Source organism: Pararobbsia alpina, from assembly GCF_965118125.1.
Taxonomy (GTDB): Bacteria; Pseudomonadota; Gammaproteobacteria; order Burkholderiales; family Burkholderiaceae; genus Pararobbsia; species Pararobbsia alpina_A.
The window spans coordinates 4,162,335-4,176,145 of the sequence record NZ_OZ221287.1; the positions used below are offsets into that span (position 1 = coordinate 4,162,335).

Consider the following 13,811-nt stretch of genomic DNA (forward strand, 5'->3'; position numbering starts at 1 on the left):
AACCTGCTTATCGATCGCCTCGCGCACCTGAAATGTGTATCACGGCCGCCACTCGACGAAATTGCGGTACAGGCGCAGGCCCGCATCAGCGCTTTTTTCCGGGTGGAATTGGGTCGCGAAAATATTGTCGCGCGCGATGGCCGACGTGAATGCGTCGCCGTACACGGTCTCGCCCGCCGTATGGGCAGGCTCGGCCGGCGTCACGAAATAGCTGTGCACGAAGTAGAAAAAGCTCTGATCCGCAATGCCTTGCCAGACCGGATGCGCGCTCGTCTGACGCACGCGGTTCCAGCCCATTTGCGGAATCTTGAAGCGCGAGCCGTCGTCCTGCAGACGGCCGTCGAGCGCAAAGCGCGTCACCGTGCCGTGAATCAGCCCGAGCCCCGGCGTATCGCCTTCGGCGCTCCAGTCGAGCAGCATCTGCTCGCCGACGCACACGCCGAGCAACGGCTTCTCGTGCGCGGCTTCGAGCAGCGCGTCGAGCAGACCCGATTCGCGCAGCGAACGCATACAGTCGGGCATCGCACCCTGCCCCGGCAGCACGACGCGCTCCGCGGCGCGAATACGCTCGGGTTCGGTGACTACCGCGACGTCGGCCTCGGGTGCCGCCTTGCGCAGCGCCTGGGCGACAGAGCGCAGGTTGCCCGAACCGTAGTCGACAATCGCAATCGAGTTTTTCATCTCAAAACAGGAAACAGGGACTTGAGTCCGTTGACCATGAATTCGACGGCCAGCGCCGCCAGGATCAGACCCATGATGCGGGTCGCTATGTTGATACCGGTCTGCCCGACCACGTTGGCGATCGGCTCGGCCGCGCGCAGCGCGACATAGCAGATCGCGCCAAGCGCCGCGCCGACAGCGATCAGCGGAAGCCGGTCGTACCAGTGCGCTGCCTCGCCCGCATACACGATGACCGTACTGATCGTACCGGGTCCGGTCAGCAGAGGAATCGCCAGCGGAACGACCGCCACGTTGTCCTTGAGCTCGGCGTCGGTCTGCTCTTGCTGCGTCGCCTGTTGCGGGGGCGTGCGCGCCGACAGCATGTTCATTGCCATCATCAGCATGATGATGCCACCGCCGACCTGCAGCGAGCCGATCGAGATGCCGAAGAACGCAATCGCGCGCTCGCCGATCGTCGCCGCAAAGCCGATCACGAACACCACCGCGATCGATGCGATGCGTACGGTCCGATGTGTCTCGCCCCGGCTTTGCGTCGCGGTGAGGCTCAAAAAGATCGGAATCGCGCCGAGCGGATTGATCAGCGCGAGCAACGATATGAACGACTTGAGTAGATCCATCGAAGGGTCCGGGTCGGCATCAACGTCGAAAGACCTGGCATCGCATGCCTGCCAGGGTGATTCGCCATGCATTGTCAGTCATCCGGCCGGGTGCGGCTCGCACGTTCCGTACTGAGTGAGCACAAGCGCGCCAGGGCACCGCATTCCGTGGCTGCCTTCTGTGGCTGGTACCGGCGGCGACCATCCATGCCCTGCACAGCCGGCAGACGACCTCAGCCGATGAGATTACCCTTGGTCGACGGAACCTGCCCCGCGGCGCGCTCGTCGAACTCGACGGCCATGCGCAGGGCACGCCCGAACGCCTTGAACGCCGTCTCGACCTGATGGTGCGCATTGATGCCGCGCAGGTTGTCGATATGCAGCGTCGCGGCCGCATGATTGACGAAGCCCCGGAAAAACTCAATGGTGAGGTCGACGTCGAACGTGCCGATGCGCGCGCGCGTAAACGGAATATGGAACTCGAGGCCGGGCCGGCCCGACAGGTCGATGACCACGCGGGTCAATGCTTCGTCGAGCGGCACATAGGAATGGCCATAGCGGCGCACGCCCTTCTTGTCGCCGAGCGCCTTCGCGACCGCTTGTCCGAGCGTGATGCCGACGTCTTCGACCGTATGGTGGTCGTCGATATGCAGATCGCCGTGCGCTTCCACTTCGAGATCGACCATGCCGTGGCGGGCGATCTGGTCGAGCATGTGATCGAGGAACGGCACGCCCGTCGCCAGCTTTTGCTGGCCCGTGCCGTCGAGATTGATCTTCACACGGATCTGCGTTTCGCTAGTGTTGCGAACGACTTCCGCTATACGCATGTGTCTTTCCTGAATCGGGGGAACAGTTGGCGTTGGCCTAGGCCTGGAGTGCAACGGCCATCGCGGCCAGCATCTGCGCATTCTCGTCAGGGGTACCGACCGTGAGCCGCAGGCAATTCGTGAGTTGTGGATGCATTTTACTCACGTTTTTAATGAGCACCCTGCGTGTGAGCATCGTTTCGAACACAAGCGATGCGTCGGGGACACGCACAAGCACGAAATTCGCTGCGCTCGGGAACACGTCGACGCCCGGCAGCTGCGCGAGCGCCGGGATCAGTTTTTCACGCTCGTCGCGCAGCACGGCTGCCTGGGCGTCGAGCACGTCCAGATGATCGAGCAGGAAGTCGAGCGTCGCCTGCGTGAGCACATTGACGTTGTACGGCGGACGCACCTTGTCGATCTCGGCGATCCAGTCCGGCGCGCCTGCGAGATAGCCAAGCCGGATGCCCGCCAGACCGAGCTTCGATACCGTGCGCATGACGACGACATTGTCGAACTCGGGGATGCGCGACATCCAGCTGCGCCGTGCAAACGGGTGATAGGCCTCGTCGATCACGACCAGCGCGTCGCTCGCGGCCGCGATCACGCGTTCGATCGCCGCGTCCTCGTACAGATTCCCGGTCGGGTTGTTCGGGTAGGCCAGATAGACGACGGCGGGCTTGTGCTCATCGATCGCGGCGAGCATGGCATCGACATCGAGACTGAAGTCCGCCCGCAACGGCACGCCGACGAAATCGACGTGCGCGAGACGCGCCGAGATTTCGTACATCACGAAGCCCGGCGCGGGCGCGACAATCCTGGCGCCGGGTTTCGACACGGCGACCGACAGCATGGAAATCAGTTCGTCCGAACCGTTGCCGAGCAGCACGTCGCATCCGGCGGGCACGTCCATGGCATGCCGGAGCTTTTCGAGCAAGGCCGCGGGACGCGGGGCCGGATAGCGATTCAGCGCGATGGCGCCGAGATATTCGCCAAGCTGCGCCGCGAGTTCAGCAGGCAGCACAAAAGGGTTCTCCATCGCATCGAGCTTGATCAGTCCGGTCGCGTCAGCGACCGGGTAGCTCTTCATGGCGAGGACATCCGAACGGATGATGGAATGCAGCGTGCGATTCATCGTTATTGTGGCTTTCGTATTCTGCCTTCCGGTGTGACGCGACCGACCTTATTTCATCCGCATTTCCGCGCTGCGGGCGTGGGCCTGCAGGCCTTCCCCGTACGCGAGTTCCGCGGCGATTTCACCCAGCGTCTGAGCGCCCTCCTGACTGATTTCGATCATGCTCGAACGCTTGATGAAATCATAGACGCCCAACGGCGAAGAGAACCGTGCGGTACGCGACGTCGGCAGCACGTGATTCGGGCCGGCGCAGTAATCGCCGAGGCTCTCGCTGCTGAAACGGCCGAGGAACATCGCCCCTGCGTGGCGGATCTGTTGCGCCCAGGTCTGTGCGTCGATCGCGGACACTTCAAGATGCTCGGGTGCAATGTCGTTCGCGATCGCACACGCTTCGGCCATATCGCGAACCTTGACGAACGCGCCGCGCCCCTCGAGGGACTTCTGGATCACGTCGCGTCGCGGCATATCGGGCAGCAATTCGTCGATCGCGGCCTGCACGCGCGTGAAGAACGCGGCGTCCGGGCACAGCAGGATCGATTGAGCCAGCTCGTCATGCTCGGCTTGCGAGAAGAGATCCATCGCCACCCAGCGGGGATCGGTCGTACCGTCGCAGACGACGAGAATCTCCGACGGCCCGGCGATCATGTCGATGCCGACCACGCCGAACACGCGGCGCTTGGCTGCGGCGACGTAGGCGTTGCCGGGGCCGACGATCTTGTCGACGGCCGGAATCGTCGCCGTCCCGTACGCGAGCGCGCCCACCGCTTGCGCTCCACCGACGGTGAAGACCCGGTCGACGCCACCGATCAGGGCGGCAGCCAGCACGAGCTCGTTCTGGACGCCATCAGGCGTCGGGACGACCATGATGATCTCTTTGACACCCGCCACATTCGCGGGGATCGCATTCATCAGCACCGACGACGGATAGGCGGCCTTGCCGCCCGGCACGTACAAGCCGACGCGATCGAGCGGCATGACTTTCTGCCCGAGCACCGTGCCGTCGGCTTCCGTGTATTGCCAGCTATGCGTGCCGCATTCGAGCTTTTGCTTCTCGTGGTACGCACGCACGCGAGCGGCCGCGCATTCGAGCGCCGCGCGGCGCTTGGGCGACAAGCCCTCGAGAGCGGCTTCGAGCCGCGCGCGCGGCATTTCAAGCGTGGCGACATCCGGGGCGTCGACGCGATCGAAGCGCTTCGTGTACTCGAGCACGGCAGCGTCGCCCCGCGCGCGCACGTCGGCGAGAATGCGCGCGACGGCGCCTTCGATCGCCTCGTCCTCGCTGGCTTCAAAGGCGAGCACCCCACGCAATTGCTCTTTGAACTTGGGTTGCGTGGAATCGAGCTGGCGAATCTTGATCGACATCTGACAGGTTCCTTTCCGGTCGCCGCACCTCAGGCGCGGCGGTTCATTCCGGACGCGGCGCAAGCGCCCGGGTCATGCACGTGAGCCAAAGCATGTCATCTTACCCATGGAATGGGCGGCGGCGCCTGACGGGCTGCCGCTGCAGCGCTCAATGGGTCACGGCACCCTGCGCGGCGGGTGTGATCGCGTGCTCGAACGCGTCGAGGATCGGCTTGAGCGCAGCGCGCTTGAGCTTGAGTGCGGCCTGGTTGACGACGAGCCGGGAGCTGATCTGCATGATCTCCTCGACTTCGACCAGATTGTTCGCGCGTAGCGTTCCGCCCGAGCTCACGAGGTCGACGATGGCGTCAGCGAGACCGACGAGCGGCGCCAGTTCCATCGACCCATACAGCTTGATCAGGTCGACGTGCACGCCCTTCGATGCGAAGTGCTCGCGCGCCACCTGGGTGTATTTGGTCGCGACGCGCAAACGCGCGCCCTGCCGCACCGCACTCGCGTAGTCGAACCCGGCGGGGACGGCAACCGACATCCGGCATCGTGCGATATCGAGATCCAGCGGCTGATACAGCCCGCCGCCGCCGTGCTCGATCAACACATCCTTGCCCGCCACACCGAAGTCGGCCGCGCCGTATTCGACATAGGTCGGCACATCCGTCGCGCGCACGATGATCACGCGGAGATTCGGATTCGTCGTCGGCAGAATCAGCTTGCGCGACGTCTCCGGATCTTCGGTGACCTCGATGCCCGCCGCCGCGAGCAGCGGCAGCGTTTCTTCGAAGATCCGCCCTTTGGACAGCGCAAGCGTCAGCGGCGACTGAGAGCCCGTCATTGCACACGCCCCGACGGAGCGTCGCCCGCGGCCGCCTTGGGCGCCGAAATGCCGGTCGAGCGCGAGTCGATCGAATGCAGGTTGTTCGAGCCGTTGATCCCGTTCACGCCATTCACATGCGCGTGGTCCTGCGACGCTTCGGCACCCTCTTCGTCGGCGTGCTCCGCCGATGCGCCACGACCATCGATGCGACGCACGTCGGCGCCCACGGCACAGAGCTTCGCTTCCATCTGGTCGTAGCCGCGATCGAGGTGATAAATCCGGTCGACGAGCGTCTCGCCCGATGCGACGAGGCCCGCAATCACGAGGCTCGCCGACGCACGCAGGTCGGTTGCCATCACCTTCGCGCCCGACAGCCGCTCGACGCCGGTCACGATCGCGGTATGGCCGTCGATCGTGATGTTTGCACCGAGGCGATTGAGTTCCTGCACGTGCATGAAGCGATTTTCGAAGATCGTCTCGACGATGCGCGATGCGCCATCCGCGACGCTGTTGAGCGCCATGAACTGCGCCTGCATATCGGTCGGAAATGCCGGGTACTCGGACGTGCGGAAGCTGACGGCCGTCGGGCGGCGGTCCATGCGCACCCGAATCCAGTCGGCGCCCGTGGTCAGCTCGGCACCCGCTTCGGCGAGCTTCTCGAGCACCGCGTCGAGCAGGCCTTCGCGCACGTTGCGCAGCGTGACGTCACCGCCCGCAGCAGCGACCGCGCACAGGAACGTGCCGGCCTCGATACGGTCAGGGATCACCCGGTGGCTCGCGCCATGCAGGCGCTCGACACCCTGGATCACGAGACGCTCCGTGCCGATGCCTTCAATCTTCGCGCCCATGCTGATGAGCAAGTGCGCGAGGTCGGTGACTTCGGGCTCGCGTGCCGCGTTCTCGAGCACCGTTTCGCCGTCGGCGAGGGTCGCGGCCATCAACAGGTTTTCCGTACCCGTGACGGTGATCATGTCCGTCATGATCGAGTTGCCCTTGAGCCGCTTGGCACGTGCCTCGATAAAGCCATGCTCGATCGAGATCTCGGCGCCCATCGCCTGCAGGCCCTTGATGTGCTGATCGACCGGCCGTGCACCGATCGCGCAACCGCCGGGCAACGACACTTTCGCGTAGCCAAAGCGCGCAAGCAGCGGCCCGAGCACGAGGATCGAGGCCCGCATCGTCTTCACGAGCTCATACGGCGCGACGGGGTTATCGACATGCTTCCCGTCGAGGGTGACTTCATGACCCGACGCGGTGGCGTGCACGCCCATCTGTCGCAGCAGCTTGAGCGTCGTGCGCACATCCTGGAGGTTGGGCACATTCGACAGCGCCACAGTGTCGGCTGTCAGCAGGCTCGCGCAAAGAATCGGCAACGCCGCGTTCTTTGCACCCGAAACGGTGATCTCGCCGGAAAGCCGGCGGCCGCCCTGAATCACGAGTTTGTCCATGATTTCCTTCGTGGACGAGTTGTTCTGAGAGATGCCGGCTGTTTGTGCGCCGCCGGCTCTGCCGCTTGATTCTTCGATTCGCAAAACGATTCCCAATGTACTGCGGGTGACTGCCGATCCGGATAGTGCGTGTGATGCATGTGGGGGTAATCCCACGGCGGCCTCGTCGATGCGAGGCTGCTACTTATAAGGTGAAGCGTATAGGGTGAAACAGGTCAGTACCGTAAGCAGGTGTAAGCCGGTCGCTTATCGGGTCGCTCATCTGGTCGCTCATCCACTCTCCTATCATCCGCCGGTTTGCTACAAGGCATCTTGATGATCTGGCGGACAAACTGCCTGCTCATCTGCCGATCAGGCGCTGCGCCACTCGGCGGGCGTCAGCGTTTTCATGCTGAGCGCGTGGATCTCTGCCTTCATCCGGTCACCGAGCGCGGCGTACACGAGCTGGTGGCGCTGAATCGGCCGCTTGCCCGCAAACGCCTCGCTGACGATCGTCGCGAAGAAATGCTGCCCGTCGCCTTCGACCACGAGATGCTCGCAGGCGAGGCCCGCAGCGATGTATTGCTTGACGTCTTCAGGAGTCGGCAACATGAAAAAACAATCCTTTCAATAACGCAGCTTGTAGCCGCGCTTGAGCAAGGCCACGGCGAGCGCGGCCACAATAATCAGAAAGCCGCCGACGATCAGCAGGCTCAGCCACGGATCGACATCGCCAACGCCGAAAAAGCCGTAGCGGAATCCGTCGATCATGTAGAAGAACGGATTGAGCTGCGAAATCGCGCGCCAGGCCGGCGGCAGCGAATGCGTCGAATAGAACACGCCCGACAGGAACGTCAGCGGCATGATCAGGAAGTTCTGAAACGTCGCGAGCTGGTCGAACTTCTGGGCCCAGATGCCTGCGATCAGGCCCATCGTGCCGAGAATGGCCGCGCCGAGCGCGCCAAAAGCGATGATGAAGAATGGCGATGCGAACGTGATCGGCACAAACCAGATCGTGACGATGAAAACACCGAATCCGACCGATAACCCGCGAACGATCGCCGCCAGCACGTAGGCGCTGAACATCTCCCAGTGAGACAGCGGCGTCAGCAGCACGAACACGAGATTGCCCGTCACTTTCGACTGGATCAGCGACGACGACGAATTCGCAAACGCATTCTGCAGCACGCTCATCATGACCAGTCCGGGGATCAGGAAGCTCGTGTACAACACGCCCGGATAGACGTTGACGTGATTCTGCAGCGCGTGGCCGAAGATCATCAGATACATCAGCGCAGTGACGATCGGTGCCGCGACGGTCTGGAAGGCCACCTTCCAGAACCGCAGGACTTCCTTGTAAAACAGCGTACGGAACCCGCTCATGCAAGCCCCTCCACCATCCCGGGCTCATGCATGATCTGGACGAATACGTCCTCGAGATCCGCCTTGCGGATTTCGATCTCGTCGAACGTGCAGCCCGCCGCGCGGCATTGCGCGAGGAGCGGTTCGACTTCGTCATAGCTGTTCAGGCGCAGCACATGTTCGCGCGCCGCCCCGCGCTGTGCGCTCTGTTCGGGCTGCGATTCGGTTTCGAGCGCGCGAAGGTCGGCCGGTAGCACGCCCGACGACAGGCGCAGCGAAAGTTGCATGACGGAGAAACGCTTGAGGAGGTCGGCCGTGCGGTCGAGTGCGACGATCTCGCCCCGGCGCAGCATGCCGATCCGCGTGCAAAGTTGCTCGGCCTCTTCGAGATAGTGCGTCGTGAGCACGATCGTGTGCCCCTCGCGATTGAGGCGCGAAATGAATTTCCAGAGACCCTGGCGCAATTCGACGTCGACACCGGCCGTCGGCTCGTCGAGCACGATCACCGGCGGTTTGTGCACAAGCGCCTGAGCGACGAGCACGCGGCGCTTCATGCCGCCGGACAGCGCGCGCGTATTGACGTCCGCTTTTTCGGTCAGATCGAGGTTCGCCATGACTTCGTCGATCCAGTCGTCGTTGCGGCGAAGGCCGTAGTAGCCCGACTGAATGCGCAGCGTTTCGCGAACCGTGAAGAATGGATCGAACACGAGTTCCTGTGGCACGACGCCGAGCGAGCGGCGCGCGGCCTGGAAGTCGTCGACGACATCGTGGCCCTGGACGAGGATATGCCCTTCGTCAGCGCGCGCGAGACCCGCCAGGATGCTGATCAGGGTGGTCTTGCCGGCGCCGTTGGGGCCGAGCAGACCGAAGAACTCGCCTGGCTCGACGCTCAGGTTGACGCCCTTGAGCGCCTGAAGCTCCTTGTAGCGCTTCTTGACGTTGCGTATTTCGATGGCTGACATGACGACTCGCCGGCTCCGGAAAGGGCCGCGACAGGGGTACAAGGCGCGTATTCACGCCCTGGGCATGCTAAAAAACGCTTGATTATAGGCGAAGTCGCGGCGCGGACCGTCGTGCGGGAAAAACCCGGGTCGACGTGACACCGAAATGCGCGGCGTCCGCAAAGGTGCCGCTCAGGCGGTAGCAGCGATCAGGCTCGTAATGCCATACGCCTCCGCCAGGCTGACGAGCCCCGGCGGCAGGTGCGTGATCATCAGGTCAACGCGCCGCGCCTGGGCGGCGCGACGCCATGCGAGCAAGACGGCAAGGGCCGACGAATCGAAGCGTTCGAGCGGCGCGCAATCGACGCGCGTTGCGCCGGCGGCGATCCGCGCGAGACCGGCATCGAGTACACCCTTGGCCGTTTCAAACGTCAATGTGGTGCCGGTTTCGAACATCGAGGGAGCACTCATGAGGCCGCCAGACCCGGAAGACGTGGTTTGCATCCGAGCCGCTTACGACTGGCCGCGAGCGGCCGGCGTATTGAAGTGTGTGAGGAAATCGAGCAGCCCATCGATACCGCTCTGCGCGATTTTCTCGTTGAATTGCTGTTGATACGTCTGGATCAGCCACGCACCGAGCACGTTGATGTCATAGATCTTCCAGCCGTTGGCCGTCTTTTCGAGCCGGTAGTCGAGCTCGATCGGCTGCCCCTGATTCACGACCTGCGTGCGCACGACCGCGTCGGTATCCGATGCGCCGCGCAGCGGCTGGAACGTGACCTGCTGATTCTTGATCTGCGCGATCGCGCCCGAGTAGGTGCGAATCAGCAGCTTCTTGAACTGCTCGACGATCTGCGCCTGCTGTTCGGGTGTCGCCTTGTTCCAGTTGCGGCCCATGGCCAGGCGCGTCGTACGTTCGAAATCCGTGTACGGCAGGATCTTGTCGTTGACCAGTTGCGTAATGTGATCGAGGTTGCCGGACTGCACGGCCTTGTCACCCTGAACGGTCGACATCACTTCAGCCGTCAGGCCCTTGACCAGTCCGTCGGGCGTGCTCGCGTCGATGGCCTGCGCACGCGCAAGACCACACACCATCATGAGCATCACAAACATCGACATCCAGAAAGGCTTCTTCATCGCAGGTTCCCTACCGTCTTGAGTCACACATTCGAGCGAGAGTCTCGCATTCAGTTCAAAGCGCAGGGGTTGCGATCTGTTCGAATGCGTATCGGCTCGTTACGCCACTTGCCATTTCTGACACTTATTTGATCTTGAGCGCCGGCGCCAGATACGGGGTCCGCGGCATCATCTGCGCGCCCGGCACCGACGGATCCGCCGGTTCGTTGGCCGCCACCGTCGAAGAAGCATCGGCGGCCGGGGACGCGGCCGTTGCACCCGCATCCGTCGACGCAAGCGCGTCGGTCTGCGGAGCCGCAATCGCCGCGCCCGGCGCGGACGCCGGTGCTGCCGGCGCCGGCTGGGTCGACGGCTCCGGCTTGGCCGGGGACGGCGCCGGAGCCGGGGTCGGGGCGGCGCCCGAGGCCGGTGCCGCAGGTGCCGCTTGCGTGGCACCCGTCGGCGCCGCGCCGGCAGCCGGTGCAGCTGCACCGCCCGCGCCTGCAGCGCCCGCAGCGCCACCGGTCGGTCCGGCGCCCGTGCCCTCTTCGTCGTAGTTCGGCAATGCGGTCGCGCCGCCGTTCCCGCTGCCAAGCAGATACTGGCGGCGCTGCAGATAGGCGTCACGCACGAACGAATATTTGTCGAGCGCCGCATTCGACAACAGATCGCTCGCGCCGAGCAGGTTCGCCCGCGTATTCACGAGGCGGACCACAAACACGTAGTTGCGAATGCTGACGGGCTCGATAAACGACGTCGGGTCGAGCTCGAAATCGGCGATCGTGCCGACGCCATCGCGCACGTCGCTCGGGCCGAGCAGCGGCAGCACGACGTACGGGCCGGCGGGCACGCCATAGTGTCCGAGCGTGAGGCCGAAATCCTGCTGGTGCTTCGGCAGGTTCATCAGCGACGCCACGTCGAACAGGCCGCCGATGCCCCAGAACGTATTGACCGTCACGCGCATGATGTCCGATACGAAGTCGGTGATCTTCAACTGAAGCAGCTCGTTGAATGCCGTGTACGCGTCGCCGACGTTCCCGAAGACGTTGGTCACGCCGGTGCGGATCGGTTGCGGAACGGCCCACTGGTAGCCCTGCGCGACCGGCTTGAACGTGTACTTGTCGAGCGTGTCGTTGAACGTGAAGATCGTTCGATTCATGCCTTCGAGCGGGTCGGTCGGCGACGGCGTGCGCACGGTCGAGCATGCCGCGAGCGTCACGCTCAACGCCAGAGCGCCGAGGCGCGGAAGGTGCCGGACATTCATTTACTTCGCCCCTTGTGTGTCTGCCGGCGTTCCCGATGTGGCGGGCGCTGGCGTTGCGGCCGGACCTGCAGGCGCCGGGGACGTGCTGCCCGCCGGTTTGGTGCCCGCATCGGCCGCTTTGTTATAGAGAAACTGTCCGATCAGATTCTCGAGCACGATCGCCGATTGCGTCATTGTGATCGTATCGCCGGCTTTCAGCATTTCGGTGTCACCGCCCGGATCGAGGCCGATGTATTGCTCACCGAGCAGCCCCGACGTCAGGATCTTGGCGGACGAGTCCTTGGGAAACTGGTACTGCTTGTCGAGCGCGAGCACAACCGCAGCCTGATACGACTTGTCGTCGAAGCCGATGCTCTTGACGCGCCCGACGACGACACCCGAACTCTTGACGGGTGCACGCGGCTTCAGGCCGCCGATATTGTCAAAGTTGAGCTTGACTTCATAGGTCGGCTGAAACGACAGGGCGCTGAGGTTCGCGGCCTTGAGCGCAAGAAACAGCAGCGCGGCGAACCCCACGATCACAAACACGCCAACCCAGAAATCCAGTGCGTTTTTCTTCATGCGTTTTTCTCTGTCTTCGATTCGTGCGGGGTGCGATATCAGGTAGGTGCTGCGTGTGAAGGACGCGTCGCGCCGAGGTTCAGTTCGCAAACATCAGCGCGGTCAGCAGAAAATCGAGACCCAGCACCGACAGGGACGCAAACACTACCGTACGGGTGGTCGCGCGCGACACGCCCTCGGGCGTGGGCTTCGCTTCAAAGCCCTGGAACAACGCGATAAACGTCACCGCGAAGCCAAACACGATGCTCTTGAGCACACCGTTGCCCACATCGCTCCAGACGTCGATACCCCCCTGCATCTGCGACCAGAAAGCGCCCGAATCGACGCCGATCATGACCACGCCGACGATGTAACCGCCGAAAATGCCGACCGCACTGAAAATGGCTGCGAGCACCGGCATGGCGATCGCACCGGCCCAGAAGCGCGGCGCGAGCACGACGGCCAGCGGGTCGACGGCCATCATCTCCATCGCGGTCAATTGCTCGCCCGCTTTCATCAGGCCGATTTCGGCGGTCAGCGAGGTACCCGCGCGGCCGGCGAACAGCAAGCCAGTCACGACCGGACCCAGCTCACGCACCAGCGACAACGCGACGAGCAGCCCGAGCGCCTGCTCGGAACCATACCGGGTCAAGGTGTAATACCCCTGGAACCCGAGCACGAAGCCGACGAACAGGCCCGACACCCCGATGATCAGCAGCGAATAATTACCCAGAAAATGGATCTGCTTCATGACAAGGCGCGGTCGCCGCACCATGGCAAACAGCAGCAACGCAAGCCGTACGAACATGCGCGCGCCATACCCGGTGCGCGCGATGCCATCGATAAATCCCCGCCCGATCGCCTCAATCACGCGCGCGTCTCCGTCGAACCCGCCGCGGCGGTTGCAAAACCGAAGTCCCCGTTGAGGCCGGCATTCGCGTAGTGGAACTTGAACGGGCCATCCGGCGCCGCATCGATGAATTGCCGCACGACGGGGTCGGTCGATGCGCGCAGGGCGTCCGGCGTGCCTTCCGCATGCACGCCGCCGTTGGCAATGAAATAGACGTAGTCAGCGATGCCGAACGATTCGGGCACGTCGTGAGTCACCAGGATCGATGTGGCCCCGAGCGCGCGATTGACCGTGCGGATCAGATTCGCGGTGATGCCCAGCGAGATCGGATCGAGTCCGGCAAACGGCTCGTCGTACATGATCAGCGCCGGGTCGAGCGCGATCGCGCGCGCCAGCGCGACACGGCGCGCCATGCCGCCTGAAATTTCCGCGGGCGTCAGATCGCGCGCGCCGCGCAATCCGACCGCGTTGAGTTTCATCAGCACGAGGTCGCGAATCATCTCGTCGGGCAAGTCCGTATGCTCCTGGAGCGGGAACGCGACATTGTCGAACACGGACATGTCGGTAAATAACGCGCCAAACTGAAAGAGCATGCCCATGCGCCGGCGTACGGCGTAAAGCCCTGCCTCGTCCAGCGTGCTGAGGTCCTGACCTTCGAACAGGACCTGCCCGCGACGCGCGCGAGCGAGTCCGCCGATCAGGCGAAGGATGGTTGTCTTGCCGCACCCCGATCCGCCCATGACGGCGATGACCTGCCCGCGGCCGAAACGCATGTCGACGGACGACAGCACGGGCTTTTCGCCATAGCCGAACTCGACATCTTTCAGTTCGAGAATGGAATCGGGCATTGGATTAGGCACAGTAGGATATTTCTGACTGGACGGCGCATTATAGGGGTTAAGCCGGACGTCTGCCTTGGC

Annotated in this window: 15 protein-coding genes and 1 pseudogene; all 16 read right to left on the minus strand. The window is 63.5% G+C overall.

Annotation, left to right across the window (positions count from 1 at the left end; translation table 11 throughout):
* Positions 1-39: 39 nt before the first annotated feature.
* Positions 40-681: an imidazole glycerol phosphate synthase subunit HisH gene (hisH, locus tag ACMFWR_RS17970; protein WP_413192938.1), complete on the minus strand. Its 642-nt coding sequence runs from the start codon at positions 679-681 to the stop codon at positions 40-42.
* Positions 678-1,298, minus strand: a complete 621-nt coding sequence (locus ACMFWR_RS17975; RefSeq protein WP_413192939.1) for a MarC family protein — start codon at positions 1,296-1,298, stop codon at positions 678-680. The genes hisH and ACMFWR_RS17975 overlap by 4 nt, the downstream gene beginning before the upstream one ends.
* Before the next feature lie 212 nt (positions 1,299-1,510).
* Positions 1,511-2,104 carry an imidazoleglycerol-phosphate dehydratase HisB gene (hisB, locus tag ACMFWR_RS17980; RefSeq protein WP_413192940.1) on the minus strand — a complete coding sequence of 198 codons (594 nt, stop codon included), beginning with the start codon at positions 2,102-2,104 and terminating at the stop codon, positions 1,511-1,513.
* A gap of 37 nt (positions 2,105-2,141) precedes the next feature.
* Positions 2,142-3,218, minus strand: coding sequence for a histidinol-phosphate transaminase (gene hisC / locus ACMFWR_RS17985; protein WP_413192941.1), 1,077 nt, complete (start codon positions 3,216-3,218; stop codon positions 2,142-2,144).
* A 48-nt stretch (positions 3,219-3,266) separates the two neighbouring features.
* Complete coding sequence (hisD, locus tag ACMFWR_RS17990; RefSeq protein ID WP_413192942.1) at positions 3,267-4,580, minus strand: histidinol dehydrogenase; 1,314 nt, start codon at positions 4,578-4,580, stop codon at positions 3,267-3,269.
* A gap of 148 nt (positions 4,581-4,728) precedes the next feature.
* Positions 4,729-5,409: an ATP phosphoribosyltransferase gene (gene hisG, locus ACMFWR_RS17995; RefSeq protein WP_413192943.1), complete on the minus strand. Its 681-nt coding sequence runs from the start codon at positions 5,407-5,409 to the stop codon at positions 4,729-4,731.
* A gap of 170 nt (positions 5,410-5,579) precedes the next feature.
* Positions 5,580-6,872: pseudogene (murA, locus tag ACMFWR_RS18000) on the minus strand (UDP-N-acetylglucosamine 1-carboxyvinyltransferase); the annotation flags it as partial.
* A gap of 318 nt (positions 6,873-7,190) precedes the next feature.
* Positions 7,191-7,430: a BolA family protein gene (locus ACMFWR_RS18005; RefSeq protein WP_413192944.1), complete on the minus strand. Its 240-nt coding sequence runs from the start codon at positions 7,428-7,430 to the stop codon at positions 7,191-7,193.
* Between the two features lie 15 nt (positions 7,431-7,445).
* On the minus strand, positions 7,446-8,201 hold the full coding sequence (locus tag ACMFWR_RS18010; protein WP_413192945.1) for an ABC transporter permease: 756 nt from the start codon (positions 8,199-8,201) through the stop codon (positions 7,446-7,448).
* Positions 8,198-9,142 (minus strand): ABC transporter ATP-binding protein, encoded by a 945-nt coding sequence (locus ACMFWR_RS18015; RefSeq protein ID WP_413192946.1) that lies wholly within the window; start codon positions 9,140-9,142, stop codon positions 8,198-8,200. Before ACMFWR_RS18015 ends, ACMFWR_RS18010 begins: the two co-directional genes overlap by 4 nt.
* A gap of 171 nt (positions 9,143-9,313) precedes the next feature.
* Positions 9,314-9,592, minus strand: a complete 279-nt coding sequence (locus ACMFWR_RS18020; protein ID WP_413192947.1) for a lipid asymmetry maintenance protein MlaB — start codon at positions 9,590-9,592, stop codon at positions 9,314-9,316.
* 42 nt (positions 9,593-9,634) lie between these two features.
* The gene (locus ACMFWR_RS18025; protein ID WP_413192948.1) at positions 9,635-10,258 is read right to left on the minus strand and encodes a phospholipid-binding protein MlaC; all 624 of its coding nucleotides are present in this window, start codon (positions 10,256-10,258) and stop codon (positions 9,635-9,637) included.
* A gap of 124 nt (positions 10,259-10,382) precedes the next feature.
* Positions 10,383-11,501, minus strand: coding sequence for a VacJ family lipoprotein (locus ACMFWR_RS18030; RefSeq protein WP_413192949.1), 1,119 nt, complete (start codon positions 11,499-11,501; stop codon positions 10,383-10,385).
* Positions 11,502-12,062, minus strand: a complete 561-nt coding sequence (mlaD, locus tag ACMFWR_RS18035; RefSeq protein ID WP_413192950.1) for an outer membrane lipid asymmetry maintenance protein MlaD — start codon at positions 12,060-12,062, stop codon at positions 11,502-11,504.
* Between the two features lie 79 nt (positions 12,063-12,141).
* Entirely contained in the window at positions 12,142-12,912 is a 771-nt protein-coding gene (gene mlaE, locus ACMFWR_RS18040; protein WP_413192951.1) for a lipid asymmetry maintenance ABC transporter permease subunit MlaE, read from the minus strand.
* The gene (locus ACMFWR_RS18045; protein WP_413192952.1) at positions 12,909-13,739 is read right to left on the minus strand and encodes an ABC transporter ATP-binding protein; all 831 of its coding nucleotides are present in this window, start codon (positions 13,737-13,739) and stop codon (positions 12,909-12,911) included. Before ACMFWR_RS18045 ends, mlaE begins: the two co-directional genes overlap by 4 nt.
* Positions 13,740-13,811 lie beyond the last annotated feature (72 nt).

Coding starts and splice junctions, on each gene's coding strand:
- ACMFWR_RS18020 (WP_413192947.1), bottom strand. CDS start 9,592: ATGAGTGCTCCCTCGATGTTCGAAACCGGCACCACATTGACGTTTGAA.
- ACMFWR_RS18030 (WP_413192949.1), bottom strand. CDS start 11,501: ATGAATGTCCGGCACCTTCCGCGCCTCGGCGCTCTGGCGTTGAGCGTG.
- ACMFWR_RS17975 (WP_413192939.1), bottom strand. CDS start 1,298: ATGGATCTACTCAAGTCGTTCATATCGTTGCTCGCGCTGATCAATCCG.
- mlaD (WP_413192950.1), bottom strand. CDS start 12,062: ATGAAGAAAAACGCACTGGATTTCTGGGTTGGCGTGTTTGTGATCGTG.
- hisB (WP_413192940.1), bottom strand. CDS start 2,104: ATGCGTATAGCGGAAGTCGTTCGCAACACTAGCGAAACGCAGATCCGT.
- ACMFWR_RS18005 (WP_413192944.1), bottom strand. CDS start 7,430: ATGTTGCCGACTCCTGAAGACGTCAAGCAATACATCGCTGCGGGCCTC.
- ACMFWR_RS18025 (WP_413192948.1), bottom strand. CDS start 10,258: ATGAAGAAGCCTTTCTGGATGTCGATGTTTGTGATGCTCATGATGGTG.
- hisD (WP_413192942.1), bottom strand. CDS start 4,580: ATGTCGATCAAGATTCGCCAGCTCGATTCCACGCAACCCAAGTTCAAA.
- hisH (WP_413192938.1), bottom strand. CDS start 681: ATGAAAAACTCGATTGCGATTGTCGACTACGGTTCGGGCAACCTGCGC.
- ACMFWR_RS18015 (WP_413192946.1), bottom strand. CDS start 9,142: ATGTCAGCCATCGAAATACGCAACGTCAAGAAGCGCTACAAGGAGCTT.
- ACMFWR_RS18045 (WP_413192952.1), bottom strand. CDS start 13,739: ATGCCCGATTCCATTCTCGAACTGAAAGATGTCGAGTTCGGCTATGGC.
- hisG (WP_413192943.1), bottom strand. CDS start 5,409: ATGACGGGCTCTCAGTCGCCGCTGACGCTTGCGCTGTCCAAAGGGCGG.
- hisC (WP_413192941.1), bottom strand. CDS start 3,218: ATGAATCGCACGCTGCATTCCATCATCCGTTCGGATGTCCTCGCCATG.
- ACMFWR_RS18010 (WP_413192945.1), bottom strand. CDS start 8,201: ATGAGCGGGTTCCGTACGCTGTTTTACAAGGAAGTCCTGCGGTTCTGG.